The sequence below is a fragment of the Rhizobium sp. BK376 genome (genome assembly GCF_004341625.1).
Classification (GTDB): Bacteria; Pseudomonadota; Alphaproteobacteria; order Rhizobiales; family Rhizobiaceae; genus Rhizobium.
In genome coordinates this window covers 268,815-295,698 of sequence record NZ_SLZG01000001.1, presented here as the reverse complement: position 1 = coordinate 295,698, position 26,884 = coordinate 268,815, and the positions used below count along the sequence as shown (strand labels likewise).

Here is a 26,884-nt window from a genome sequence, read left to right as displayed (position 1 = left end):
ATGACAGCTTGTTTACGATTTGAAACCGGTGAATCGGCCCCCGAAATCGGGGCGCCGGCCGCCGATCGGGTAATCGAAGGCGCCCCCCAGTTCCGCACCTGGAACCTCGACGAGGCCGAGGGCGGAATATATGCGGGCATATGGGAAGCGACGCCGGGAAAGTGGCGATTTATCTACGAAGAATGGGAATATTTTCATATCCTTTCGGGATATTCCATCGTAACCGGAGATAATGGCAACGTATTCCATCTCCGGGCAGGGGATCGGATGGTCTTCAAGCCGGGCTTCACCGGCACATGGGAAGTCGTCGAAACCACACGCAAGGATTATGTTGTTCGGCTCTGACAACCCGTCTGCAAGGTCATCAACATTTGAGCCGGATAGCGACGCTGGCGCCAGTTTTTCGATGACCGGGACGGCGGCTTAAATGCCTGATGCGTCCCGATGATTTTCCCTTCCCGGATGTGTCACCCGCCTTTCACCGAATTGTCATCAAACTGAAACATTGCGGCTATAGAGCCATCCTTGTAGCCGGGAGAACAGGTGAGGACGTCACAGCAATAGGGGCGACATACGCCGAACTCCCGCCCGCCATCCTTTCATCACTCGAGGAAGTGGTTTATCATGTTTAACCAGAAAATCCGTTCACTTTGCCTTTCCGCAGCCCTGGTCGCTACCATGTCTGCTTCGGCTATGGCCGCAGACATCACGGGTGCCGGCTCGAGCTTCATCGCTCCGGTTCTGTCCAAGTGGGCTGAACAGTACAAGGCTGCGACGAACAACGTCGTCAACTACCAGTCGGTTGGTTCGGGCGCAGGCATCAAGCAGCTCCTCGACAAGACGATCGTTTTCGGCGCTTCTGACAAGCCGATGAGCGACGCTGACCTCGAGAAGAACGGCATTGCTCAGTTCCCGATGATCTCCGGCGGTATCGTCGTTTCCTACAACATCGAAGGCGTAAAGGCCGGCGAACTCGTTCTCGACGGCAAGACGCTGGCCGACATCTTCCTCGGCAAGATTGCCAAGTGGGATGACGCCGCCATCAAGGCTCTCAACCCGAGCCTGAAGCTGCCCTCCACGCCGATCTCCGTCGTTTATCGCGCTGACAGCTCGGGCACGACCTTCAACTTCACCGATTACCTCTCGAAGGTTTCGCCGGAGTGGAAGGAAAAGGTTGGTTCGGACACGGCTGTTGAATGGCCGGTCGGCTTCGGCGCCAAGGGTTCTGAAGGCGTTTCCACCACCGTCAACCAGACGGCTGGCTCGATCTCCTACGTTGAATACTCCTACGTCGTCGCCAACCACATCGGTTTCGCGAAGATGAAGAACGCTGCCGGCAAGGTTATCGAGCCGAGCCTCGACACCTTTAAGGCTGCTGCTTCCAACGCTGACTGGGCTCACGCCAAGAACTTCAACCTGATCATCACCAATCAGCCGGGCGAAAAGAGCTGGCCGATTGCTGCTTCGACCTGGGTTATGCTCTACAAGAAGCCGGCTGACGCTGCTGCCAACGAAGAAGCTCTGAAGTTCTTCAAGTGGTCCTACGAAAAGGGCCAGAAGGCTGCAACCGACCTGTCCTACCTTCCGGTTCCGGAAACTGTAGCTAAGGTTGTCGAAGAGTCCTGGAAGAAGGACTTCGCAGCCAAGTAATGCTGGCTGAGTAGCTACGGCGGGCAGGGCATGGCCCTGTCCGCCTTTCGTCACAGGACAAGGGGCAAATCGATGGCCGACGCGACTCATACGGCTGGCTTTAAGGCACTGGATACCACCGCCAGCACCAGGAAGTTCCGGGCACAGGATCGGATTTTCTTTTTTATGACGCTTGGCTCGGCTGCTCTTGTCGTGCTTCTGCTGTTGGCGATTCTTGCGATCCTCGTCATCGACGCCGTGCCGACGTTCCAGCAATTCGGCCTCTCGTTCCTTTGGGGCACGAGGTGGAGTGTTCCCGTTAATATTTATGGTGCTGTGCCCGCTTTGGTCGGTACGCTGGTGAGCTCTGTTATCGCCATGCTGATCGCCGTTCCACTGGGCATCGGCATTGCCATCTTCCTGACGGAACTCTGCCCCGGCAGTCTGCGTCGTCCGATCAGCACCGCGATCGAGCTTCTTGCTGGCGTTCCCTCCATCATCTACGGCATCGTCGGTCTGTTCATTCTCGTGCCGCTGATGCAGACCTATATTCTGCCCTTCCTCATGATGACGCTCGGCCAGGTGCCGTTGATCGGCCTGCTGTTCCAGCCGCCAGCGCCAGGCGTCGGCCTGTTGACCGCAAGCCTCGTGCTGGCCGTCATGATCCTGCCGTTCATCACCGCGATCTCCCGCGACGTGTTCAGCACCGTTCCGCCGATGCTGCGCGAATCCGCTTACGGCATGGGCATGACCACGTGGGAAGTGGCCCGCAACATCCTGATCCCCTATACACGCCGCGGCCTCGTCGGCGGCATCATGCTCGGCCTCGGCCGCGCGCTCGGCGAAACCATGGCCGTCACTTTCGTTGTCGGCTCGGTGAGCCGTCTGCAATCGTCGATCATCTCGCCGTCCACCACCATTTCCGCCCAGATCGCGAACAATTTCGGCGATGCCGACGGTCTGCAGTTTTCAAGCTTGATGGCGCTCGGCCTGCTCCTGTTCATCCTTTCCTTCTGCGTGCTTGCGCTGGCAAGGTGGATGATCGGCCGTGTCGACTCGCTCTGAGGAAAAAACCATGGAAAATGCAATTCGTCAGGGTATAGTATCGCGGCGCTACGGGAAGAACCGGGTGATGATGGCCTTGTCCTTCCTCGCGGCCGTCCTCGGCATATTCTTTCTTAGCGTGATCCTTGTGACCCTGCTTTATCGTGGTGTAACGGCGCTCAGCCTCGACGTGTTCACGATGTCGATCCCGGCACAGGGTTCGCGTGGCGGCCTGGTCAACGCAATCTACGGCACCGTGATGGTCACCGGTCTCGCGATCCTGATCGCTGCGCCGATCGGCATTCTCGCCGGCACCTATCTGGTGGAATATGCCAATGGCAGCAAGATTGCCGAGGTTGCCAAGTTCATCAATGACATCCTGCTGTCTGCACCCTCGATCATCATTGGCGTGTTCATCTACGGCGCCGTGGTCGTACCGATGCACGGCAACTCGGCCATCGCCGGCATCCTTGCACTGGCGTTGATCGCCCTTCCTGTTGTCAATCGCACGACGCAGGATATGCTGTTGCTGGTACCGAATGCTCTTCGTGAGGCGACCGCCGCGCTGGGGGCGCCACGCTGGAAGTCCATGACCATGGTCATATACAAGTCCGCATGGACGGGTATCCTGACTGGCATCCTGCTGGCCGTCGCTCGTATCAGCGGCGAAACCGCGCCGCTTCTCTTCACGGCCGGCTACAGCAAATTCACGAATTTGGGCCTGACCGGTCCGATCGCCACACTGCCGGTCGCCATCAATACGCTCGCCGCTGATCCAGGCGAGGATCTCAAACAACTGGCCTGGGCCGGCGCGCTGATCATCACCGTTGCCATCCTTGTCCTCAACATCCTTGCCCGTGTCTTGAGTGGCCGCCGCCATTGACGCAGCCGCCGAACGATAGGAATACGACCATGAACATGAGCGACAGCAATTTCCAGAGCGTCACCACACAGCCGGGGAAGGACGCCGCCCCCCTGTCGGATGCCGCGCTCGCGAAGCTTGAGGTAAAGAACCTCGACTTTACCTATCAGAACGGCCATCGCGTTCTGAAGGGTGTGAATATGAACATCCGCAAGAACGCGGTCACTGCCTTCATCGGTCCGTCGGGCTGCGGCAAGTCCACCCTGTTGCGCACCTTCAACCGCATGTACGATCTCTATCCGGGCCAGTCGGTTTCGGGCGAGATCCTGCTGGACGGTCGCAATATCCTCACCAAGGACGTCGATCTGAACGATCTGCGCGCCAAGGTCGGCATGGTGTTCCAGAAGCCGACGCCATTCCCGATGTCGATCTATGAAAACGTCGCTTTCGGCATCCGCCTCTATGAAAAGATTTCCAAGGCGGAAATGGACGCCCGCGTCGAAGAGGCGCTGACGGTCACGGCGCTGTGGAGCGAAGTGAAGGAAAAGCTGCACCAGAGCGGACTTGGCCTTTCCGGCGGTCAGCAGCAGCGCCTTTGCATCGCCCGCGCCATCGCGGTCAAGCCATCAGTGCTGCTGCTCGATGAGCCGACCTCGGCCCTCGACCCGATCTCGACAGCCAAGGTCGAGGAACTGGTTTCGCAGCTGAAGGGCGAGTTCACGGTCGTCATCGTCACGCACAACATGCAGCAGGCGAGCCGTATCTCCGACAACACCGCCTTCATGTATCTCGGCGATCTCATCGAATACGGCCCGACCGAACAGATCTTCCAGGCTCCGAAGGTGAAGCGCACGGAAGACTACATCACCGGTCGTTACGGCTGATATCGGCCCCATACTGGAATTCACGGATGGCGCCTCCTAGGGCGCCATTTTCGTTTTGGGCATATAGTGGTCCGCCGCAGCTAGCATCATCCAGCAGCCCCATACCATGGTTGCAGTCACCCTTGCGGCTTCGTTCGGAAGGCCGCAGCGAAATCCTTCGACGAGATCAGCGCCATTGTCTGGCGCAGCGCCGCTGAAGCTTCCGTCCCGAAGACGCGATCGAAGCGATGCTGGGCCTCCTGCCAGAGGCCGATCGCTTCACGGCGCTTGCTGTCGCCGAACGGCGTCAGGCGGACCCGCTTCACACGGCGGTCTTGCGTATCGGGAACCAGTTCGAGAAAGCCGTCGCGGATCAGCGGCTTCAGCGTATGGCCGAGCGCCGACAGGTCCATGACCAATGCCTCGGCCAGCGCTTTCAGCGAAGGCCCGTTCATCTTGTCGATCTGGATGAGCAGCGTTACCTGTGTCAGCCGCAGACCGCTGGGCTCCAGGACGTCGTCATAGAGCTGTCCCAGCTGGCGCGAGGCGCGCCGCACCGCTGTGTTGGAGCACAGTTCCCAGGTGTCGGGCTCCGCTTTTCGATTTTCCATCGTCGTTCCTTCGTGCCGTGACGCCAACAGGCGCGAGACGGTCCAATCGGTCTTGGCCGCAGCTTATAAACTTCACGGCGCCTCTTGCAAAATCATCTCGTCCCATCAATATAGTGGCATATACCAGTAATTTCCAGATCAACGAAAGGATTGGAACATGTCGAAGGAAAATCTCGGAACGGCACTCGTCACGGGCGCCTCGTCTGGCATCGGCGCAACCTATGCCGAGCGGCTTGCAAAGCGCGGTTATGACCTCATCTTGGTCGCTCGCGATCTCGGCCGGTTGAACGAGGCAAGTGCCCGCCTGAGCGCCGCGCATGGCGTGAAGGTGGATGTGCTGCAGGCGGATCTGACCGTGGCTGAAGATGTGCGCAAGGTGGAGAAGCGGATCCGCGAAGACGCCGCCGTCACGCTCGTCGTCAACAATGCCGGCATCGGCTATGGCCTGAAGCTGCTCGACAGCGATGTCGATGCGCTCGACCGCTTGATCGCGCTCAATATCACTGCGGTGAACCGTCTGGCCGTTGCGGCCGCCCAGACCTTTGCGCCGCGCAGCAAAGGCGCAATCATCAACATCGCCTCTGTCGTTGCGATCGTTCCGGAGCTTTTCAACGGCACCTACAGCGCCACCAAGAGCTATGTGTTGAGCCTCACGCAGTCGCTGAACGCGGAGCTGGCAGAAAGGGGCGTCAAGGTCCAGGCCGTGATGCCAGGCCTGACGCGCACCGAAATCTTCGAGCGCGCCGGCGGTTCGGTGGACGATCTCGACCCGAAGATGGTCATGGAAGCGACCGACATGGTCGATGCAGCCCTTGCAGGCTTCGATCAGGGCGAACTGATCACCATTCCGTCGCTGCCCGATCCCGCGGATTGGCAGGCGCTTGATGCCGCCCGCGGCGTCCTTGGCCCGAACCTGTCGCATGACAAGCCGGCCGCCCGATACGGCATCCGCTAACCGTCGATCATTGTTGCAACGGCAGCCGCCTGCAGCGCTGCCGTTGACTTCACCAGGTCAGCTCGAGCTTATCCAGCCCGTGGAAATGATAGACGTCCTTGACCTCGGGAGTGCGGGCGATTTTCAATCCGGGCAACCGCTGGAAAAGGATCGGCAGCACGACGTTGAGCTCCAGCCTTGCCAGCGGCGCGCCGATGCAGAAATGAATGCCGGCGCCGAAGGACAGGTTCGGAGCCTCGTTGCGATCAGGCTTGAAAGCCAGCGGATCGGAGAATTTTGTCGGATCGAGGTTGGCCGCCGCCAGGATCATCGCCACCTTGTCGCCTCGCTGGAAGGAGACGCCGTCGATTTCGGCTGGCTCCAGCGCCCAGCGCTGGAAGATGTGGACGGGCGCGCAGATGCGCAGTGTCTCCTCCACGGTCCGTTCCGTGGTGCCTTCATCACTGAACAGCTTGGCCGGATCATAGCCGCTCTCAAGGATGACGCGGACCGAATTGCCGATCTGGTGCACCGTCGCCTCATGGCCGGCATTGAGGAGCACGATGGTCGTCGAGACCAGCTCGTCCTCGGTCAGGTATTGGCCCTTGTGCTCTGTCGTGATCATATGGGTCAGGAGATCGTCGCGCGGATTGGCGCGGCGCTCCTTGATCACGCTCTTCACATAGTCGGCAAATTCTCTGGCGGCCTGATCAGCGGCATCTTCGTCCCGTCGCGTGCGGCCGAACATATACATGCGCACATAGGCATGCGACCATTTCAGCAGTTGCGGGCCCATTTCTTCGGGAATGCCGATCATCCGTGCAATCATCGTGACGGGGATGATATCGGCAAAGGCCGAAAGCAACTCGACTTCACCTTTCTTTTCGAATTTGTCGATCAGCCCGTTCGCGAGTTCCGCCAGTTCGGGCTTCATCTTCTCCACATGACGGGAGACGAAGGCCCGGTTGACCAGCGTTCGAAGCCGCGTGTGCTCCGGCGGCTCGATCTCCAGCAGCGAATGCTGTTCAGCAAGGTCGAAGTTTTTCAGATGCGGCAACGGCTCGGCCATGCCGAGCTCTTCCCTTGTTGCGATATGCAGGATCTGCCGGCCGAAGCGGCGGTCGCGAAGCAGCCCGTTCACATAGTCGTAACCGGTGAAATACCACTGCTTTTGCTGCTCCCAATAGAAAGTGGGACAATGCGCATGCAGAGCGGCATAGACGGCATTAGGGTTGCTGTAGAAAGCGGGGTCTCGACCGTCGAGGGAGACCTGACGCGTGGCGGGATCGATGGAAAGCGCTGGGGGTATCATCATGAGCGCAGGAGTAGCGCAAGTGCGGGAAGAGGGAAAGACAGGGATCATTTTTTGCGGGAGGCCCCGGTGACCGCGTCGCTGCACGGCCTGCAATGTGCACGTTTCATCCTATCGAGGAGTAATCTGTGAGGAGACAGAGAGCGGTGCAAACCTCTCTCACATCCGCGACAGCGTCCCCATCCGTCGTAGCGCGTGGATCTGGTCGTCGAGCGTAGGAACGAGTTCGCCGCCGTTGGGGTCGGGGGGCGAATTGGTCGCGTTTGCGGCCTCCTCTTCGCCGAAGACGACCGTGCAGTTGCGGCCTGCTTTCTTGGCCGCATAAAGCGCCCGGTCGGCCGCGGAAACGAGATTGTCCCATGCTGCCTCAGCGATCGGCAGGATAGCTATCCCGCCGCTGACGGAGGCGGGTATCAGGGCTGCGCCGGCGAGCAGCGGGACACGGCAGAAGTCCGCCCGGATCAGTTCTGCAATGACTTCCGCTTCCGTCTGGTCGTCGACCACGATGAAGCCGATGAATTCCTCGCCGCCCATGCGTCCGAAGATGCCGTCTCGCGGAATGAAACGCTTTGCGATGCGGGCAAATTCAGACAGGACGTGGTCACCCGCCTGATGGCCGTGGCGATCGTTGATGCTTTTGAAGTGATCGAGATCGAAGAGAAGTGCTGCAATCTTCCTGGAGCCGTCGGCGGAATCGCCGGTCATCTGCCGGAAGCCGTCCTGCAGGCCCCTGCGATTGAGAGCACCGGTGAGGTAGTCCGTGATCGAAAGCGCATGCCACCGTCGTTCGGAGCGCTCCATCAGCAGACGTCCGGTAAACGCGATCGCAAGCGTGATCATGAGAGCGCTGCTGAGGGCCGAAATGGCGCGGCAGATTGCCGCCACTTCGTCCGAAAAGCCCATGATCACGATCGCAAGCGCACTGACGAAATTCACGCAGGCGAGCGTCAGAAAGATGAAGCTGAGATGGATTCGCGATTGCTCGCGATGTTCGCCATGGGGCAAGACCACCATGACAAGAAGTGTCGCGCCGACTGCGCTGGAGAGATCGTAAAGGGCGACCCTGTTGGTGAAGTTGCTAGCCACCCAGGGCAGGCACACGCCAGCAGTCCAGATCAAAGGCGGAAGCAGCGCGGTCAGCTGCAGCTTGCGCTTGTCCATCTGGCGAAAGCCGGCGATCCAGGCGCTTTCGCCAAGAAGCGTAATTGCGTTGCCGATCTCGATCGACAGGATGTTGGGAATGAAGCCGCGTGCCGCAACCATTGCGAAACCGATCGCGCCGACCGCGAAGCCCGCGGACCACATCAGATAGTTAGGCGATTGCCGATCATATCGCCAGGCAAGAAAAAGCGTGAACGCAAGCGTCAACGCTTCCGTACACCAGATTGTCAGTCCTGTTGCGATGCTGAACACGGCGTCCCTTCACTTTCCAGTGCGGGCACTATCGCCGAATAAGTTGGCAACATCTTTAAACAGCGTGGTAAACGATCATTTCTTTTTCGCGCCTTGAGCGTATCCGGGAAGCTGGCGCCATCCAGACGCCAGCTTCCCGCGTGACACCTAGGCCGCCAAATTGTCGTAGTTCATTGCGTCGAGGTCAGCGATCAGGCCCGGTCCTTTCGGGAGCCATCCGAGCACCTGCCGCGTTTTTGCGCTGGAAGCTGGGAAATCCAGCCCCGCAAACATCGCCATCCAGCCGAAATGCTCGGCGGCCTTCTCCGGCTCAATCGATACGGTTGGCAATTTCAGACCGCGGCCAAGTGCTTCCGCGATCGCACGAGTTTCAACGCCTTCCTCGCCGACGGCGTTATAGCGCGCACCGGGTTCGGCCCTTTCGACCGCGAGCCTGTAGAGTAGCGCCACGTCGAGCAGATGGCCCGCAGGGAACCGGTTGCGGCCTTCTCCGACATAGGCCGAGACGCCTTTTTCCCGGGCAATCGCCACAAGCGGGGTGATGAGGCCCTGCTTGAAGGTGTCGTGCACCTGTGGGAGCCGCACGACGGAAACGTTCACTCCGGCCTCGAGCAGCAAGTTGCCTGCCAGTTCCGAGGCGACACGCGGATTGGGGTGCGCGGTGTTACAGATGTCCTCCGATGCCGGCTTTCCGAGTTCGGCATTGCCCAGTCCCGTGCCCGAGGTGATGATCAGCGGACGGTCAGATCCCTTGAAGGCCTCGCCAAGCGCATGGATTGCACGACTGTCCTTCTGGCAGTTTTCGACGAATCGGGAAAAGTCATGATCGAAAGCGGCGTGAATGACGGCATCCGCCTTTTCCGCGCCGCGGCGCAGGCTCTCCGGCTCTTCCAGCGTTGCGCGATGGACTTCGACGCCTGCCTCTTCGAGCGTCCTTGCTCCGGCGTCGGAACGGGTCATGCCGATGACATGATGGCCTGCCTTCAAGAGCTCAGGCACTATGGCCGATCCGATGAAGCCGGTCGCGCCGGTCAGGAAGATGCGCATGGTATATCTCCTTATTGATAAGGACCCGACAATTACGCTATCCTTTATGATGTTAAAGTAGTGAGTTTATCCTATTATAATCGCCAACAGGTAAGCCATGACCACCGAGAGCAATGCTTTGGGCCTATTCCTGCGGGATCGTCGCGCACGTCTCGATCCGGCGGTCTTCGGATTTTCCGGACGCAGACGCACACCCGGCCTGAGACGGGAGGAGGTCGCGCAGCGCGCCAATATCAGCTCCACATGGTACACTTGGCTAGAGCAGGGGCGCGGCGGCGCGCCTTCGCCCGATGTTCTGAACCGGATCGCAAGCGGCCTTATGCTGACGGAACCGGAGCGTGAGCATCTTTTCATGCTCGGCCTCGGTCATCCACCCGAGGTCCGCTATCGCTCGGTTGAGGGCATCAGTCCGCGCCTCCAGCGTCTGATCGACACCCTTGATGCAAGCCCTGCATTGGTGCGGACCGCGGCATGGGATATCGTCGCCTGGAACCGGGCCGCCACGGTGGTCATGACGGACTACGACAAACTTGCCCCAGGCGATCGGAACATTCTGCGTCTATTGTTCTCTAACCGCACGATCCGAAACGTTCAGCATGACTGGCAAGCAATGGCCCGGTTCGTCGTCGGAGCGTTCCGTGCGGACGTGGCCCGTGCCGGAGCGACGTCGGAGATCACGGACCTGGTCGAAGAACTCTGCCATACAAGCCAGGAATTCGCCGCCCTTTGGCGGGAGAATGAAGTGATCTCCCATGGCGAAGGAACCAAGCGCCTCAGACACCCCGTTCTGGGCGACATTGAATTGGAGTATTCAGGCTTTGCAGTGGACGGCAGGCCCGATCTCAACCTGGTCGTCTACAATCCTGTCGATCCTGCCGTGGCCGAGCGCATTCGCGCGTTGATCGGAAAGAACGGCAAGAGCGATCTTCGATAACGAATTCGCGGACCTGCAGGTGGCATCATCCCATGAGAGTACGGGCAATATGCACCAGCGCGGCATCGCTGGCATCCGAGTTCGCCGCGTCTCCACCGGCTTCCAGCCATGATTCGGTCATGATCGCCAGAATTTGGTCGTCGGATTGAACCACTCCTGCAGCGTCAAAGTCTCTTCGAATTATTTGAAGAATATCGTTGCGTTCGATGTCGAACGTCCCCTTTGCAAGTTCATCCGAGTAGGCCTTGGCATTTTCGCTAGGAAGCGAGAGCTTTTCCGCCGCCCACATGCCAACCAGCTTGTTTCGGCGTACCATTCTCATGAAATCTGTCTGAGCGCCGGCCATCGAAAATCTCCCTTCTCTCCTCGCCATAAGAATGAGCGCGTTTAACCAGGCAGGGGATTCGTTGCATCGCCTCGTGGCGTTCGAGCCATCGCCTCCACTTCGACGGACTGCCCCGGTCATCTCGTCGACGACATTGTACAGGCCGTAGTGTGTCGGTACAAATCGCAACTTTGACACCATGCCTTCAGTTGGTTCGTTTCCTTCCAATCCTCATTGCGCGCGACATCAAGGATGGTTTCAGGTCCGCTCAAGCTCAAGGACGTTTCCCTCTGGACCACGTGCAGTGCGTTGCTGTTATCTTCCATCTGAAACGACGAGTGCCCAAGGGCCAAAAGCTGCCATCATAACGTCCGATGCATGAGGCTGTATTTCCATAGCCGGATAAGACCGAAGCAAATTCGAGGGCGGCATTCACCCTTCCTTCACCTTGACGTTTGGAAAAGTTGTGGGCCGCTTTCGGCGTAACGCCGCATTAATAGGCATCTGGAAGAAAAGCAGTAGAAATTCCTTCCGAACTTACACTCCTCGCTATGGTTCTTGACGTTATCCTTTTGCGTGTCTTGAAGTGCAGGGCAGGGACACTCTATGTAGGGGTGAGGCATTTTATTCGATTCCCGTCGCTTCGGCGTCGGGTGCACGTTTGACAAAGGACGCACATGAGAAATCCAGTCGATACCGCTATGGCACTGGTGCCGATGGTTGTGGAGCAGACCAATCGCGGTGAACGGTCCTACGACATCTATTCGCGCCTGCTGAAGGAGCGGATCATCTTCCTGACGGGACCGGTCGAGGATCATATGGCGACGCTGGTCTGCGCCCAGCTTCTCTTCCTCGAAGCCGAAAATCCCAAGAAAGAAATCGCGCTTTACATCAATTCGCCCGGCGGCGTGGTTACGGCCGGCATGGCGATTTACGATACAATGCAATTCATTAAGCCCGCCGTGTCGACGCTTTGCATCGGCCAGGCTGCGTCCATGGGCTCGCTGCTTCTGGCTGCCGGCCACAAGGACATGCGCTTTGCGACCCCGAATTCCCGCATCATGGTTCACCAGCCCTCCGGCGGTTTCCAGGGTCAGGCTTCGGATATCGAACGTCACGCCCGCGACATCCTGAAGATGAAGCGTCGCCTGAACGAGGTCTATGTGAAGCACACCGGCCGTACGTATGAGGAAGTTGAAAAGACGCTCGATCGTGACCACTTCATGGACGCCGATGAAGCCCAGAACTGGGGTGTCATCGACAAGGTCCTGACGTCTCGCGCCGAGATGGAAGGCGAATCTGCGTCCTAACTTATCCACGGACGGTGTCTTCCGCGCCACAGTTCTATCCCATTTGTGATCGAAGAGGGGTTTAAAGTGGTGCGGAACAGGCTAATAGTAAGTATTAATGCTATGTTGAGTTTTTATGACATAGCGTTCGGCATTCGAAGGGTAATTCGTTGCCACCGGAGCCTGAACATGCTTGTTTGGGCTTCGTTCAGTACCCTGAGGAGCGCCGCGACCGGCTATAGCTCCAATGTCTGGAGCAAAGTGCGGCGGCGCAGTGAGTGGACCGCTATTTCAATCTGGAAATACGGCGTGCTGGAAGGAAAGTGATATGAGCAAAGTCAGCGGCAGCAACGGCGGTGACTCCAAGAACACCCTGTATTGTTCATTCTGCGGCAAGAGCCAGCACGAAGTCCGGAAGCTGATTGCCGGGCCGACGGTATTCATCTGCGATGAATGCGTCGAATTGTGCATGGACATCATCCGTGAGGAAAACAAGTCCTCGATGGTCAAGTCCCGTGACGGCGTTCCCACGCCCCAGGACATCATCAAGGTTCTCGACGAATATGTCATCGGCCAGCGGCAGGCGAAGAAGATTCTGTCCGTTGCGGTCCACAACCATTACAAGCGCCTGGCGCATGCCTCCAAGAACGGCGAAGTCGAGTTGGCGAAGTCCAACATCATGCTCGTCGGCCCGACCGGTTGCGGCAAGACCTATCTCGCCCAGACGCTCGCCCGCATCATCGACGTCCCCTTCACCATGGCTGACGCAACGACGTTGACCGAAGCCGGTTACGTCGGTGAAGACGTTGAAAACATCATCCTGAAGCTGCTGCAGGCTGCCGACTACAATGTCGAGCGCGCTCAGCGCGGCATCGTCTACATCGACGAAGTCGACAAGATTTCCCGCAAGTCCGACAACCCGTCGATTACTCGCGACGTGTCGGGCGAGGGCGTTCAGCAAGCGCTTCTGAAGATCATGGAAGGCACGGTTGCCTCCGTTCCGCCCCAGGGCGGCCGCAAGCATCCGCAGCAGGAATTCCTGCAGGTCGATACGACGAACATCCTGTTCATCTGCGGCGGCGCTTTTGCCGGTCTCGACAAGATCATCTCTGCCCGCGGCGAGAAGACCTCGATCGGCTTTGGCGCAACCGTCAAGGCTCCGGACGACCGTCGCGTCGGCGAAGTGCTGCGCGAGCTGGAGCCGGAAGATCTCGTCAAGTTCGGTCTCATCCCGGAATTCATCGGCCGTCTGCCGGTTCTGGCGACCCTGGAAGACCTCGATGAAGATGCGCTGATCCAGATCCTGTCCGAGCCGAAGAACGCGCTGGTGAAGCAGTACCAGCGCCTGTTCGAGATGGAAGACGTGGAACTCACCTTCCACGAGGATGCCCTGCGCGAAATCGCCAAGCGGGCGATCATCCGTAAGACTGGTGCTCGCGGCCTGCGTTCCATCATGGAGAAGATCCTCCTCGACACCATGTTCGATCTGCCGGCGCTGGAAGGCGTTCGCGAAGTGGTCATTTCCGAGGAAGTGGTCCGCGGCTCTGCACGTCCGCTCTACATTTACGCCGATCGTCAAGAAGAAAAGGCCAACGCCTCGGCTTGACCGGTGGATAGACGGTGAACTTATCAGGGGCTCGTCATGTACGGGCCCCTTTCTATTTGAAAAGTCGTGTTGTTTCCTGTTAAGTTCCAAACAAGGTGATTGGAACTATGCTTCGGCCCGTTGCGAAGAATGTCGCCAAGGGCAATGATGGAATGATTCTGTGAGCTTTGACTGAAACAGGCTTTGCTTCTTAGATTCCAGTCGTCGGCAATATTTGGGTAACGCCGAATGTTCCGGTTTTCGTTTTGCGTTCCTCCCTGTAATAAGTCTGACACACTCTTGTGCGGTGTGCCGCCGCACGGCTTGAAATGAATAAAGTGAAGCTCCACTTGTTAGCCAAGTGAGAGCGCCGGTCGATCCCAAGGGGCCGGCCAAGAGCCCGGAAACGGGACGGAAAGGAAATGATATGACGAAGAAAACGTCTGCGGCAAACGAGAGCGCTGCCTACCCGGTATTGCCGTTGCGCGACATCGTGGTCTTCCCACATATGATCGTGCCACTATTCGTCGGACGGGAAAAGTCGATCCGAGCTCTGGAAGAGGTCATGGGTTCCGACAAGCAGATTATGCTGGTCACCCAGGTCAACGCCAGCGACGACGATCCTGCGCCCGATGCCATCCACAAGGTCGGAACTGTCGCCAACGTGCTGCAGCTCCTGAAGCTGCCTGATGGCACGGTGAAGGTTCTGGTCGAGGGCCGTGCCCGCGCACAGATCGATTCCTATACGGGTCGCGAGGATTTCTACGAGGCTTCCGGCCACGTTCTCGAAGAGCCGCAAGAGGATCAGGTCGAGCTGGAAGCGCTGAGCCGTTCCGTCGTTTCGGAATTCGAAAGCTACGTAAAGCTCAACAAGAAGATTTCGCCGGAAGTCGTTGGCGCTGCAAGCCAGATCGACGACTATTCCAAGCTTGCCGATACGGTTGCTTCACACCTGTCGATCAAGATAACCGAGAAGCAGGAGATGCTGGAAACCACCAGCGTCAAGGCTCGCCTGGAAAAGGCGCTCGGCTTCATGGAAGGCGAGATTTCGGTTCTGCAGGTCGAGAAGCGTATCCGCTCGCGCGTCAAGCGCCAGATGGAGAAGACCCAGCGCGAATACTACCTGAATGAGCAGATGAAGGCGATCCAGAAGGAGCTCGGCGACGGCGAGGAAGGCCGCGACGAGATGGCTGAACTGGAAGAGCGCATCTCCAAGACCAAGCTGTCCAAGGAAGCGCGCGAAAAGGCTGATGCCGAACTCAAGAAGCTGCGCCAGATGAGCCCGATGTCGGCTGAAGCGACAGTCGTGCGCAACTATCTGGACTGGCTGCTCGGCATTCCGTGGAGCAAGAAGTCGAAGATCAAGACGGATCTCAACAATGCCGAGAAGATCCTCGAAGCTGATCACTTCGGCCTCGACAAGGTCAAGGAGCGCATTGTCGAGTATCTGGCTGTCCAGGCTCGCGCGACCAAGATCAAGGGTCCGATCCTGTGCCTCGTCGGCCCTCCGGGCGTCGGCAAGACCTCGCTCGCTCAGTCGATCGCCAAGGCGACCGGCCGTGAGTATGTTCGCATGGCGCTTGGCGGCGTTCGTGACGAAGCCGAAATCCGTGGTCACCGCCGCACCTATATCGGCTCGATGCCCGGCAAGGTCATCCAGTCGATGAAGAAGGCGAAGAAGTCCAACCCGCTCTTCCTGCTCGATGAAATCGACAAGATGGGTCAGGATTTCCGCGGCGATCCGTCTTCGGCCCTGCTCGAAGTGCTGGATCCGGCTCAGAACTCGACCTTCATGGATCACTACCTGGAAGTCGAATACGACCTGTCTGATGTCATGTTCATCACGACGGCGAATACGCTGAATATTCCTGCTCCTTTGATGGACCGCATGGAAGTCATCCGTATCGCCGGCTACACTGAGGATGAAAAGCGCGAGATCGCCAAGCGGCACCTGCTGCCGAAGGCCATCAAGGAACATGCATTGCAGCCGAATGAATTCTCGGTCAGCGACGATGCCCTGATGGCGATCAGCCAGCAGTACACCCGCGAAGCTGGTGTCCGTAACTTCGAACGCGAATTGATGAAGCTCGCCCGCAAGGCGGTCACCGAGATCATCAAGGGCAAGACGAAGTCCGTTCACGTCACGGCTGAAAACATCGACGACTATTTGGGCGTTCCGCGCTTCCGCCACGGCGAAGCAGAGCGCGAGGATCAGGTCGGCGTTGTTACCGGTCTCGCATGGACGGAAGTCGGCGGCGAGCTGCTGACGATCGAAGGCGTTATGATGCCGGGCAAGGGTCGGATGACCGTGACTGGTAACTTGAAGGAAGTCATGAAGGAGTCGATCTCCGCAGCGGCCTCTTATGTCCGTTCGCGCGCTGTCGACTTCGGCATCGAGCCTCCGCGCTTCGACAAGAGCGACATCCACGTGCACGTTCCGGAAGGTGCGACGCCGAAGGATGGTCCGTCTGCCGGTGTTGCCATGGCAACCGCGATCGTCTCGATCATGACCGGTATCCCGGTCAACAAGAACGTCGCCATGACGGGTGAAATCACCCTGCGCGGCCGCGTCCTGCCGATCGGTGGTCTCAAGGAAAAGCTGCTTGCAGCGCTTCGCGGCGGCATCAAGAAGGTGCTGATCCCGGAAGAAAACGCCAAGGATCTGGCGGAGATTCCGGACAACGTGAAGAACAACATGGAGATCATCCCGGTATCCCGCATGGGCGAGGTGATCAAGCATGCTCTCGTTCGTCGGCCCGAGCCGATCGAGTGGGACGGCTCCATCGAGACGCCGGTTATCGCAACTGTGGAAGGCGTGGACGACGCAGGTTCGGCAATCGCCCACTGAGTCGCTTTCCGCCACACTTATGCCTAATTGACGAAAATCTGACGAAGGCCGGCAGAAATGCCGGCCTTTTTTGTGAAAACCGCCTGTTTGTGCTTGCTTTTCCTTGATTTGCAGGGTTTTTGAGTTGCGGCGGGCCTGAGCATTCGTATGCTTTGCTCGACTTACAAACGAGACGTTTCATACCATCGAAAGGGGTGAAAACATGAACAAGAATGAACTCGTGTCCGCAGTGGCAGAGAAGGCGGGCATCACCAAGGCTGACGCGGCTTCCGCTGTTGATGCAGTTTTCGACGCTGTCCAGGGCGAACTGAAGAACGGCGGCGATATTCGCCTCGCTGGTTTCGGCAGCTTCACCGTTTCTCACCGTGCAGCCACCAAGGGCCGCAATCCGTCCACCGGCGCTGAAGTCGATATCCCGGCTCGCAAAGTGCCGAAGTTCACGCCCGGCAAAGGCCTGAAGGACGCCGTTAACGGCTGATCTCGTTTTTCATCCACCCTTTCTGCGGCACGGCGTTGACGCCAGCCCGGAGCGGGAGAGGATTGAAGGGTCCGGTTTATCGCCGGACCCTTTTCGTTTTTACCAGCGCTGGTGAACGTGCGGCGCGATCAGCCGATCGTAAATGTCTCGGGTCGCCGTCATGACGTCGGCAGACAGCGGCGCCAGATCGGCAGCCGCGGCATTGGCCTTTGCCTGCTCGGCGTTGCGTGCGCCGGGAATGACGACCGTGACGGCATCGCTCATGAGGATCCAGCGCAACGCAAAGGCCGCCATGCTGGCGCCGGCCGGCACGAGTTTCCGCACTTCCTCGACCGCCTCAAGGCCGACCTCGAAGGGAACGCCGGCGAAGGTCTCGCCGACATCGAAGGCTTCCCCATGTCGGTTGAAGTTGCGATGATCGTCGCTGGCAAATGTCGTGGCACTGGTAATCTTGCCTGACAGCAGGCCGCTTGCCAGCGGCACGCGGGCGATGATCGCGACCTTCTTGCGGAGCGCTTCGGCGAAGAACAGGTGGTCCGGACGCTGGCGGAAAATGTTGTAGATGATCTGGATGCTGAGAACGCCCGGATATTCGATCGCCTTCAGCCCATCCTCGACCTTTTCGACGCTGACGCCGTAGCCCTTGATCTTGCCGGCCTTCTGCAACTCGCCGAGAGCCGCAAACACTTCCGGCTGATAGAGCACCTCGCGGGGAGGGCAGTGCAGCTGCACGAGGTCGAGACTATCGACGCCGAGGTTCGTCAGGCTGCGGTCGATGAAGGCTTCGAGATTGGCCTTGTTGTAGCCTTCGGCGACGTGCGGGTTCAGGCGGCGGCCGGCCTTGGTGGCGACCATCGGGCGCTCGCCGCCACGCGCCTTCAGCACGTCGGCGATGATCTTTTCCGAGCGGCCATCGCCGTAGACATCGGCCGTGTCGATGAAGGTCATGCCGGCATCGAGTGCTGCGTTGAGCGCGGCCCGGCCATCCGCCTCACTGACATCGCCCCATGCGCCGCCGATTTGCCAGGCGCCGAAGCCGACATTCGTGACCGTGAAAGGGGTGCGGCCAAAAGCATGATGTTTCAAGAAATTTCCTCCTGATGTAATGAAAGGCATATGTAAGCAACAACCGCGCATACATCGAACTGACGGGCAAGTCAGCGGCCATCATCGCAATTCCGTAACATAGGATTGTGACGGAGGGCGGCAATGTGGGAAACCCTTGGACAAACCCTCGGGCAAGCTGTGGGAGCGGTGTTCATCGCGCGCATATTTCCCTAGAACGGTATGCTTGAACCGCTTGAATATCGGAACGCATGTCCTCCTTCAGCTTCATCCACGCCGCCGATCTTCATCTCGGCAGTCCCTTCCAGGGGCTGGCGCTGAAGGATGCCGATGTGGCCGCGATCTTCGTCGAGGCGAGTCGCAAGGCTTTCTCGGTGTTGGTCGGTCAGGCGATCGATCGCAAAGTCGACTTTTTCATCATTGCCGGCGATGTCTATGACGGCGATTGGAAGGACAACAAGATCGGTCTGTTCTTCAATCGCGAAATGGCAAGGCTGGAGCGTGCCGGCATTCCGGTCTTCCTTTTGCGCGGCAATCACGACGCCGTCAGCGTCATCACCAAGACGATCACGCTGCCCCGCAATGTCAGCGAGTTTCCGACAGCCAGGGCGGGCTCCTTCAGGCTGGAGGCGATCAAGGTGGCGCTGCATGGCCGTGGCTTTGCGGAACGCTCGACGACAGACAATCTGGCTCTCGGCTATCCGCCGCCGGAGCGCGGCTGGTTCAATATCGGCGTGCTGCATACGTCGCTGACCGGACGCGAGCCGCACGAGCCCTATGCCCCATGTTCCGTCGAAGACCTGCGCTCGCGCGGCTATGACTACTGGGCGCTTGGCCATGTGCACGAATACGAGCAAGTGGCGACCGATCCGCTGGTGATCTTTCCCGGCAACCTGCAAGGCCGCAGCATTCGCGAGCGTGGCCCCAGAGGTGCGATTCTCGTTAGCGTGGATGACGGCCAGGTAAGCCATGAACGCCTGATCGTCGACGAGGCGCGCTTTGCGCAGATCCAGGTGGGCGTCGAACCCGACGACGACCAGGCTGCCGTCCTTCGACGCGTGGAGCACGCGATCCAGCCGCTGGTCGACGATATGGAGGGTCGCATGACGGCCCTCCGCATCCGCCTGACGGGCAGCACGTCACTGTTCGGCGACATGGCTGCCAACCGCCAGCAATGGCGCGACGAGGTGGAAGCTGCCTGCCACCGCATTCACCAGGACATCTGGCTGGAAAAACTGGAACTTCGCATAGAACCGCCACCCACGGTCGGGATCGCAGCGACAGGCACATCGCTCGATCTCCCGCAGCTTCTCGGCAGTGACGGTGGTGAGGAGGATGCAAAGGCCGAAGCCGACAGGCTCATAGCGGAGATCGCGGCGAGGCTGCCGGGCGGATTTGCGACCGCCGCGTCACCACTCGGAGATGCGGCCGAAACCTTGATCGAGGAAGCTCGGCAATTGCTGCTGGCGCGCGGGCGAGGGGCGGCCTGATCCATGCGCTTCAACCGGCTCGACATTATCCGTTACGGCGCGCTTACCGATTGCGGTCTCGATTTTCGCCCTGATGCGAAGCTGCATGTCATCTACGGGCCGAACGAGGCGGGCAAGTCGTCCGCCCTCAGCGCCATTTCGGATCTCCTGTTCGGTTTCCCCCGCACGACATCGCATTTCAGTTTCCTGCACGATGCCACGACCTTGCGCATCGGTGCCGAAATTTCGCTACGCGACGGGACCAGCCTCAAATTCCGCCGTCGCCGCGGCACGAAAAACACGCTGCTCGCTACCGACGAGAAGGAAACGGCGCTCCCCGAGGATGCGCTTTCGCCCTATCTCGGCAATCTGAGCCGTGATGTCTTCGAGCGCGCTTTCGGCCTCGACTCAGCCCGACTGAGGCAGGGTGCGGCCGCCATGCTGCAGAGCGGCGGCGAGATCGGCAGCCTGCTCTTCTCAGCCGCTTCGGGTCTCACGGGCCTGTCGCGCCTCAGGCAATCGTTGGAGACCGAAGCGGACGGCATCTATGCCCAGCGGCGCTCGAAGGACCGGGCTTTCTATCAAGCATACGACCGCTACGAAGATGCACGAAAGCTTGAGCGCGACAACGAATTGAGATCCGGCGACTGGAAAAAGCTCGTCGCCGATGCGGCCGAGACTGAGGCTCGGCTTGAGGCACTGCACCGCGAACGGCAGGAGACCAAGGCGGCGCTCGACCGCCTGAACATGCTGAAGAAGCTTGAGCCGGTCTTGCGGGAGATCGACTTGGAGGAGGAGCTCTTACGCGGCTTCTCCGACCTGCAAGCAATCCATAAAGGATTTGGAGAACGGCTGGCCGAAGCGCTGGATTTCAGGAAGGAAGGCGAGGCCGCGTTGCGAACCGCCCGGCAGGATGTCCTGCGACTTCAGGAGGAAATTCAGGCAGTGAGGGTGGATACAGCCACCCTGGATGCCGCCGGCGCGATCATGGAGCGATATGCGCAGAAGGGAGCCTATCTCAAGGCTAAGGACGATATGTCTCGGGTCCGTGGCGAGGTCGAGGATTTCGATCTGCGGCTTGTCCAGATTGCCCGCAAGCTTGGAATGCCCGATGCCGGGGCGATGGAGCGCAATCAGCCGACCGAGGCCGATCTTGCGCGCCTGCGCACGCTTGCCGTCGAAGGCCGGGACCTGAAGCGCGCCCACGCTGAAAATCGCCGCCGCCTCGAAGAGGAGCGCGAGCACTTTCGGCGGCTGGAGGCGGTCGAGATATCGGGGCGGCTGATCGACCCGAAGTCCTATGCGCAGCAACTTGCGGCCTTGCAGCCCGATATCGCCGAGCTTTCCCGATTGGACAGCCTGCAGGTAAAGCTCTCGCGTGCGCAGTCCGAACTTGCAGAGGCTACCGGGCGCCTGTCGCCCGCCGTTGCCGATCTTGATCAGCTCTTTGGCGTGCCTCTGCCCGATATCGCGACCCTCACCGAACATCGGCGCAAATTCGGCGAGCTGCAAACGGCTGCCCGCGAGGCTACCGCTGCGCTTGCTCTACTGGAGACCGAGCAGGGGGCTCTCACCAAGGATATTGCGTCGCTGGAGCAAGGCGGCAGCCTTGTCACCCGCCAGGAAATCGAGACGGCCCGTCTCCTCAGGGATGAGCAGCTGCGGGCTTTCGAAGCCTCGCCGTCAGGCGGATCGAAGGCGCTCGAGGCGGCAATCCGCGAGGCTGATCGCCTGGCCGACGAAGCACTGACCGATGCCGAACGCGTATCGACACACGCGAGGCTCATGCTGAGGCGTGGCGAACTGGAGCCGGCGCTCCAGCAGGCCAGAACCCGACAGACCGAAAGCGAGCAATCCATCGCTGATGCCAAGAGCGAATTCAGCTCGCTCTTTGCCACCAGGGGAATAGTGCCGCTTGAACCGGATCAGATGGTTGAATGGCGGCGTGCGGTCGAGACGCTTGCCGCTCAACGCAACGCGGTGAACGTCCTTGCCGACGAAGTGGCGATATTGCGCGCGAGCGAGGACCGGCTGGTGCCTGCGCTCGTGGACCTTGCCCATGCGACGGGTCTGTCAGGCGCGGGTTCCCTGCCGGTGGCGGCCCTTGCAAGGGGGCTCTCCCGACATATCGCCGACATCGCCCAGCGTTGGGCCGACAGCCGCTCCGCCGAAGGCGAGCGTCAATCCGTTGCCGACGTCATTGAAAGGCTCGAGGAACGTGAAACCGTCATCCGCAAGGATGCGGAGCGCTGGGAAGCGACCCTGGCCGACGCGGCCGACGCAGTTGGCTTGCCCATAGGTGCGACCGTCGAGATGGTCGAGGCGACGGTCGACGTCTGGAAGGACCTGCCGCAGATACTGACTGAGCGCGAGAATCGCCGCAGGCGGGTGCGCGGCATGCAGCGCGACATTGCCGTCTTCGAAGACGGCCTGCGGGCGCTGGCAAGCGACCTGGCGCCGGATCTCGCATCCTTCTCCGCCGACGCCGCCGCCGATGTCCTGCATGACAGGGCAATCGCTGCAAACTCCGATCAGCAGCGACGAAAGAGCCTGCATCTGTCACTGGAGCAGGCGGAGGCCCGGCTCGCTCGCTGCCAATCGAATCTCGATGCGCTGCAGACCAATCTTGCCGCTCTTGCGAACGAGGCTTCCGTCTCGATCGATGATCTGCAGCAACTCCTTTCGCAGCTTCGCGAGAGAAGCAGGCTGGAGGAAAGCGTCTCAGTCTGCCGGCGCCGTTTCCAGGAGCAGGCCGATGGGCAGGATGAAGCCCATATCCGTGTTGCTCTGTCCGACTTCGACCGGATCGAAGCCAATCTCGAGATCGAGCGGCTGGAGGCGCTGGACAGCGACCAGCTGCAGCGCTTCGGCGCGCTGACGGCCCAGCTCAACGAGAATCAGCGTCAGCGCAGCGCGCTGGAGACGGGCGCCAGCGCCGAATATGCCGTGTTCGAAAAGCATGCGGCCGAGGAGGAGGCCAGGGATCTCGCTCGGCAATGGGTCGTCCTCAAGCTCGCCGCCCATATGCTCGGTACGTCGATGGAGGCCTATCGGGAGCGGCAGGCGGATCCCGTCATGAAGCGGGCAGGAGATATCTTCTCTGTCCTGACCGGCAGCCGTTTCTCGCGTCTCGTCCAGGACTATGGCAGCGACGACGAACTCCAGCTTCTGGCTGAACGCGTCACCGGCGAGCGCGTGCCGCTTTCCGGCCTCAGCGAGGGAACGGGCGACCAGCTCTACCTCGCCCTGCGTCTGGCTTTCCTCGAAGACTACTCGGCGCGCAACGAACCGGCTCCACTCATCGTCGACGACATCTTCCAGACTTTCGACGACGATCGCACCGCCGCGGGCCTGAACGCGCTCGCCGGCACCGTCGGCCGCTTCCAAACGATCCTCTTCACCCACGAAATGAGCGTCGTCGACATCGCCCGGCGCGAAATCGGCAAGGATCTGGACCTCATCCAGCTTTGACGATTGCCACCGGGTGAAAATTCCGGCGCCTCTCCGCTGATCGGATTCGTGGTGAGACCGAGTTCGTTGCCGATGTCGCCAGATACTCCAATCGACATCACGACTATGTCGCTTGGATGGCATGAGGCGATGACATAGATTCTCCGAGAGAGCGAACAGGACAGAGGAGACACCGGATGGAAATCAAGCGCAACGGATCACGGCCATCGGTAAAGGCGCCTGCTGAATATTTTACCGGTGACGTGCGCCAGGAGCCGCTGATGCAGGCGCCGGATCCCGCCAGCGTGCAGGTCGTCAGCGTCACCTTCGAGCCGGGCGGTCGCACGGCATGGCATACCCACCCGCTTGGCCAGACGCTTGTCGTGACCTCAGGCAAGGGGCTCGCCCAGTCATGGGGCGGAGAGATTTTCGAGATCGGCGCCGGCGACGTCCTCTGGTTCGCCCCCGGCGAAAAGCACTGGCACGGCGCAGGCCCGGAAACCGCGCTCACCCACATCGCCATCCAGGAGATGCGAGACGGCAAGGCGGCCGACTGGATGGAATATGTGACGGAAGAACAATATCGCGGGTCGTGACGGAGGGCCGCACTTTCGTCTTCCCGCTACGTTTCCGCATCTTGATCGTCGTCGGCACTCTTTAGTCACAGACAATCCGACGAGACATCAATATGGGGCTTGCATCCCCGGATGAATCATTTATATGACCTTCCAACACGGCCCGCCAAGCTCTGCGGCGGACGGTGGGGAATAGTTCAATGGTAGAACGACGGACTCTGACTCCGTTAATCTTGGTTCGAGTCCAGGTTCCCCAGCCAATTTCTTTTCCAACAAATCCAGACACTTAGAATTCATTAGAAAACGACAGGTATTGCGCGTTTACGGATGATCCATGCGGATCACTGGTTCGGTAGGTCTTCCGAGTAGAGAATCGACTAACGTGAGAATTCGGCTCAAGGCCCGGCTTTCGACCGGGCCTGAGCAATTCTGTTATCGGCAGACGCGCTCCTCATGGACGACCTTATGGCCATGGTGCCAGCTCGTCACCTTCTTGTTGAAGCAATGGCGATCATGATGGTGATGGTCATAGTGTCCGTGGTCGGTCTTGACCACCACCGAAGCGGCGTTGGACGGAATGGCTGTCGCTGCAAGCGAAGCAAGGGCGAGTGCAGAAGCGATAAAAAACTTGTTCACTGTATTTCTCCGGTTAGCTGGCTTTCAACAACGTCGCTTGATGACGTTGGTTCAAAGCTAACGCCGGGGAACTGAACACGTGATGACTGCCGCGTTAATGTGAGCTTCATCTCACGTTTCACAATCCGACGGATGGATTTGCCGTGTGCATGGAGCGGATGCAGGGCAGGAAGCCACGCCCAAATTCCCGAAAGAGCCCCGTTGCCGGCCGTCGGAGACACAGGCCCGAATCATCCGCATCGGAGAGGGCAGGGAGCTGTTCCCCAAACAATTCACGATCTGTCATGGATTTGTATTCAAACGCGCTTGACACCCCAACGCGAACCCCTTAGTTAGCCGCTCATCGAACGGCCGAGGCCGCTTTGATGGGTGCAAAAGCATCTGGAATACTTGGATATGAATGCGGGTGTAGCTCAGTCGGTTAGAGTGCCGGCCTGTCACGCCGGAGGTCGCGGGTTCGAGCCCCGTCACTCGCGCCATCTCCAAGCCTGAAACAGGTCCTAGACCTTTTCTTCCGGATAGTGTGCTCGACCCTTTGGGTCACGATATGCGCGGGTGTAGCTCAGTCGGTTAGAGTGCCGGCCTGTCACGCCGGAGGTCGCGGGTTCGAGCCCCGTCACTCGCGCCATTTTCGCACAAGTCCTTACAATCCATGGTGAATTTGCTGCACTTGCGAAATCCCCTTGGGGCTTCGTTTGTGTTTTGCCGCGACATCCTTGCATCGCCTTGGTAAAATCGTTTGATCGGGTCTCAAAATGACGCGCTCAAAAGTCTTGCGCCGACGCTCCGCCTGCGCTAACCACGGCTTGTTGCAACGCTCTTTCGCTTGCTGAGCAAATGCTCAAAGCGCCGCCCGGCGCTTCTCGGCAGGCAGGGATGGACATAATGACTGAACTGCTCAGTTCCTATCTTCCGATAGCGATTTTCATTGGTATCGCCCTGGTCATTGGCCTGGCGCTGTTGATCACGCCGTTTGCCGTCGCCTTCAAGGCGCCTGATCCTGAAAAGCTGTCGGCTTTCGAATGCGGCTTCAACGCATTCGATGACGCTCGCATGAAGTTCGACATCCGATTCTACCTTGTGTCGATTCTCTTCATCATCTTCGACCTCGAGGTCGCCTTCCTCTTCCCGTGGGCCGTTTCCTTCGGCGCCATCGGCTGGTTCGGCTTCTGGTCCATGATGGTCTTCCTCGCTGTTTTGACCATCGGCTTTATCTATGAATGGAAGAAGGGAGCCCTGGAATGGGAGTAGCCCCGCAGAGCAACACGACGCTCGTCTCGCAGCAGCCGAAGGGGATCATTGATCCCTCGACCGGCAAGCCGGTCGGCGCCAACGATCCTTTCTTCGGCGAAGTCAACAATGAGCTGGCCGACAAGGGTTTCATCCTGACGACCGCCGACGCGCTGATCACCTGGGCCCGTACCGGCTCGCTGATGTGGATGCAGTTCGGTCTCGCCTGCTGCGCCGTCGAAGGCCTGATGCAGGTTTCCGGTCCGCGGTACGACATGGAGCGCTTCGGCGTTGCCCCGCGCGCTTCGCCGCGCCAGTCGGACGTCATGATCGTTGCCGGCACGCTGACCAACAAGATGGCGCCTGCGCTCCGCAAGGTCTACGACCAGATGCCGGAGCCGCGTTACGTGATCTCGATGGGATCCTGCGCCAATGGCGGCGGCTACTATCACTATTCCTATTCGGTTGTTCGCGGTTGTGACCGCATCGTGCCGATCGACATCTATGTGCCGGGCTGTCCTCCCACGGCAGAAGCGCTGCTTTACGGCGTGCTCCTGCTGCAGAAGAAGATTCGCCGCACCGGCACGATTGAACGGTAAGGCAAGGGACGAGGCATTATGAGTGAAGCCCTGAACGAGCTTGCGTCCTATCTCGGCGAGGTGCGTGCCGATGTGATTTCGTCCAGCGAAATCGCCTATGGCGAGCTGACGATCGGAACCAGCCGTGAAAATATCATCGCGCTGCTGACCTTCCTGCGTGATGACGCCAAGTGCGGATTCGTCAGCATGATCGACATCAGCGGCGTCGACTGGCCGCAGCGCGCCGAGCGTTTCGACGTCGTCTACCACCTGCTGTCGCCGAAGAAGAACCTGCGCATCCGCGTCAAGCTGCAGGCAGGGGAAGATGAGGCCGTTCCGTCCGCCTGCGCCGTCTATCAGGGTGCCGACTGGTTCGAGCGCGAGACCTGGGACATGTATGGCATTCCGTTCTCGGGCCATGCCGACTTGCGCCGCCTGCTGACGGACTATGGTTTCGAGGGCCATCCTCTTCGCAAGGATTTCCCGACGACCGGTTTCGTCGAGCTGCGCTACGACGACCTTGCCAAGCGCGTGGTTTACGAGCCCGTCGAACTGAAGCAGGAATTTCGTAATTTCGATTTCCTCAGCCCCTGGGAAGGCACGGACTACGTGCTGCCGGGAGATGAGAAGGCGGCAAAGTAAAAAACGGGGGCTGTCACGATGTTGAAAGCCTCTTTGCATACCTTGCCCATCAATGATTGCCAGCG

The 26,884-nt window shown here is 59.4% G+C and carries 24 protein-coding genes and 3 tRNA genes; 20 read left to right on the top strand and 7 right to left on the bottom strand.

Translation table 11 applies throughout. The annotated features are described in order from the left end of the window. The 5 genes from EV561_RS01505 (at position 1) to pstB (ending at position 4,419) form a co-directional block, all read left to right on the top strand. Positions 1-345 (top strand): cupin domain-containing protein, encoded by a 345-nt coding sequence (locus EV561_RS01505; protein WP_132516900.1) that lies wholly within the window; start codon positions 1-3, stop codon positions 343-345. Positions 346-624: 279 nt separating this feature from the next. Then, on the top strand, positions 625-1,650 hold the full coding sequence (pstS, locus tag EV561_RS01500) for a phosphate ABC transporter substrate-binding protein PstS (RefSeq protein WP_132516898.1): 1,026 nt from the start codon (positions 625-627) through the stop codon (positions 1,648-1,650). Positions 1,651-1,722: 72 nt separating this feature from the next. Beyond that, the gene (gene pstC / locus EV561_RS01495) at positions 1,723-2,694 is read left to right on the top strand and encodes a phosphate ABC transporter permease subunit PstC (RefSeq protein WP_132516896.1); all 972 of its coding nucleotides are present in this window, start codon (positions 1,723-1,725) and stop codon (positions 2,692-2,694) included. 10 nt (positions 2,695-2,704) lie between these two features. Then, positions 2,705-3,556: a phosphate ABC transporter permease PstA gene (gene pstA, locus EV561_RS01490; protein ID WP_132516894.1), complete on the top strand. Its 852-nt coding sequence runs from the start codon at positions 2,705-2,707 to the stop codon at positions 3,554-3,556. Positions 3,557-3,585: 29 nt separating this feature from the next. Continuing rightward, on the top strand, positions 3,586-4,419 hold the full coding sequence (gene pstB, locus EV561_RS01485) for a phosphate ABC transporter ATP-binding protein PstB (protein ID WP_132516892.1): 834 nt from the start codon (positions 3,586-3,588) through the stop codon (positions 4,417-4,419). 116 nt (positions 4,420-4,535) lie between these two features. On the opposite strand, the gene EV561_RS01480 is transcribed toward pstB, so the two are convergent. Continuing rightward, on the bottom strand, positions 4,536-5,009 hold the full coding sequence (locus tag EV561_RS01480) for a MarR family winged helix-turn-helix transcriptional regulator (RefSeq protein WP_132516890.1): 474 nt from the start codon (positions 5,007-5,009) through the stop codon (positions 4,536-4,538). A 157-nt stretch (positions 5,010-5,166) separates the two neighbouring features. Here EV561_RS01480 and EV561_RS01475 point away from each other — a divergent pair, with 157 nt between their 5' ends. Next, the gene (locus EV561_RS01475) at positions 5,167-5,964 is read left to right on the top strand and encodes an SDR family oxidoreductase (protein ID WP_132516888.1); all 798 of its coding nucleotides are present in this window, start codon (positions 5,167-5,169) and stop codon (positions 5,962-5,964) included. Between the two features lie 49 nt (positions 5,965-6,013). On the opposite strand, the gene EV561_RS01470 is transcribed toward EV561_RS01475, so the two are convergent. From EV561_RS01470 to EV561_RS01460, 3 genes are all read right to left on the bottom strand, one after another. After that, positions 6,014-7,258: a cytochrome P450 gene (locus EV561_RS01470; RefSeq protein ID WP_132516886.1), complete on the bottom strand. Its 1,245-nt coding sequence runs from the start codon at positions 7,256-7,258 to the stop codon at positions 6,014-6,016. Between the two features lie 156 nt (positions 7,259-7,414). Beyond that, entirely contained in the window at positions 7,415-8,668 is a 1,254-nt protein-coding gene (locus tag EV561_RS01465) for a GGDEF domain-containing protein (protein ID WP_132516884.1), read from the bottom strand. A 147-nt stretch (positions 8,669-8,815) separates the two neighbouring features. Further along, positions 8,816-9,715, bottom strand: coding sequence for an SDR family oxidoreductase (locus EV561_RS01460; protein WP_132516883.1), 900 nt, complete (start codon positions 9,713-9,715; stop codon positions 8,816-8,818). Positions 9,716-9,812: 97 nt separating this feature from the next. Between EV561_RS01460 and EV561_RS01455 the strand changes: the two genes are divergently transcribed. Continuing rightward, positions 9,813-10,649 (top strand): helix-turn-helix transcriptional regulator, encoded by an 837-nt coding sequence (locus EV561_RS01455; protein ID WP_132516881.1) that lies wholly within the window; start codon positions 9,813-9,815, stop codon positions 10,647-10,649. 25 nt (positions 10,650-10,674) lie between these two features. On the opposite strand, the gene EV561_RS01450 is transcribed toward EV561_RS01455, so the two are convergent. Beyond that, positions 10,675-11,022: an ATPase inhibitor subunit zeta gene (locus EV561_RS01450; protein WP_281024706.1), complete on the bottom strand. Its 348-nt coding sequence runs from the start codon at positions 11,020-11,022 to the stop codon at positions 10,675-10,677. Positions 11,023-11,651: 629 nt separating this feature from the next. Here EV561_RS01450 and clpP point away from each other — a divergent pair. The 4 genes from clpP (at position 11,652) to hupB (ending at position 17,174) form a co-directional block, all read left to right on the top strand. After that, positions 11,652-12,284, top strand: coding sequence for an ATP-dependent Clp endopeptidase proteolytic subunit ClpP (gene clpP, locus EV561_RS01445; RefSeq protein WP_132516877.1), 633 nt, complete (start codon positions 11,652-11,654; stop codon positions 12,282-12,284). Between the two features lie 307 nt (positions 12,285-12,591). Next, a complete protein-coding gene (clpX, locus tag EV561_RS01440; RefSeq protein ID WP_132516875.1) occupies positions 12,592-13,869 on the top strand; it encodes an ATP-dependent Clp protease ATP-binding subunit ClpX in 1,278 nt (425 codons plus the stop codon). Between the two features lie 406 nt (positions 13,870-14,275). After that, complete coding sequence (gene lon / locus EV561_RS01435; protein WP_132516873.1) at positions 14,276-16,696, top strand: endopeptidase La; 2,421 nt, start codon at positions 14,276-14,278, stop codon at positions 16,694-16,696. Positions 16,697-16,898: 202 nt separating this feature from the next. Next, positions 16,899-17,174, top strand: a complete 276-nt coding sequence (gene hupB, locus EV561_RS01430; RefSeq protein WP_132516871.1) for a DNA-binding protein HupB — start codon at positions 16,899-16,901, stop codon at positions 17,172-17,174. 99 nt (positions 17,175-17,273) lie between these two features. Here hupB and EV561_RS01425 read toward each other — a convergent pair whose 3' ends face one another. Beyond that, positions 17,274-18,260, bottom strand: coding sequence for an aldo/keto reductase (locus tag EV561_RS01425; RefSeq protein ID WP_132516869.1), 987 nt, complete (start codon positions 18,258-18,260; stop codon positions 17,274-17,276). A 230-nt stretch (positions 18,261-18,490) separates the two neighbouring features. Here EV561_RS01425 and EV561_RS01420 point away from each other — a divergent pair, with 230 nt between their 5' ends. The 4 genes from EV561_RS01420 to EV561_RS01405 all read left to right on the top strand — a co-directional run bounded on the left by EV561_RS01420 (position 18,491) and on the right by EV561_RS01405 (position 23,993). Beyond that, entirely contained in the window at positions 18,491-19,729 is a 1,239-nt protein-coding gene (locus EV561_RS01420; protein WP_132516867.1) for a DNA repair exonuclease, read from the top strand. Positions 19,730-19,732: 3 nt separating this feature from the next. Next, entirely contained in the window at positions 19,733-23,179 is a 3,447-nt protein-coding gene (locus EV561_RS01415) for a YhaN family protein (protein WP_132516865.1), read from the top strand. Between the two features lie 176 nt (positions 23,180-23,355). Beyond that, positions 23,356-23,754 carry a cupin domain-containing protein gene (locus EV561_RS01410; RefSeq protein WP_132516863.1) on the top strand — a complete coding sequence of 133 codons (399 nt, stop codon included), beginning with the start codon at positions 23,356-23,358 and terminating at the stop codon, positions 23,752-23,754. A gap of 165 nt (positions 23,755-23,919) precedes the next feature. Next, positions 23,920-23,993, top strand: a tRNA-Gln gene (locus tag EV561_RS01405). Between the two features lie 172 nt (positions 23,994-24,165). Here EV561_RS01405 and EV561_RS01400 read toward each other — a convergent pair. Continuing rightward, positions 24,166-24,369: a hypothetical protein gene (locus tag EV561_RS01400; protein ID WP_132516861.1), complete on the bottom strand. Its 204-nt coding sequence runs from the start codon at positions 24,367-24,369 to the stop codon at positions 24,166-24,168. Between the two features lie 402 nt (positions 24,370-24,771). Here EV561_RS01400 and EV561_RS01395 point away from each other — a divergent pair. From EV561_RS01395 to EV561_RS01375, 5 genes are all read left to right on the top strand, one after another. Continuing rightward, positions 24,772-24,848 (top strand) — tRNA-Asp (locus EV561_RS01395). 72 nt (positions 24,849-24,920) lie between these two features. Beyond that, positions 24,921-24,997, top strand: a tRNA-Asp gene (locus EV561_RS01390). A 257-nt stretch (positions 24,998-25,254) separates the two neighbouring features. Further along, positions 25,255-25,620 (top strand): NADH-quinone oxidoreductase subunit A, encoded by a 366-nt coding sequence (locus EV561_RS01385; protein ID WP_132516859.1) that lies wholly within the window; start codon positions 25,255-25,257, stop codon positions 25,618-25,620. Then, positions 25,611-26,198: an NADH-quinone oxidoreductase subunit B gene (locus EV561_RS01380; RefSeq protein WP_132516857.1), complete on the top strand. Its 588-nt coding sequence runs from the start codon at positions 25,611-25,613 to the stop codon at positions 26,196-26,198. Before EV561_RS01385 ends, EV561_RS01380 begins: the two co-directional genes overlap by 10 nt. An 18-nt stretch (positions 26,199-26,216) precedes the next feature. Further along, on the top strand, positions 26,217-26,819 hold the full coding sequence (locus EV561_RS01375; RefSeq protein WP_132516855.1) for an NADH-quinone oxidoreductase subunit C: 603 nt from the start codon (positions 26,217-26,219) through the stop codon (positions 26,817-26,819). Positions 26,820-26,884: the final 65 nt, after the last annotated feature.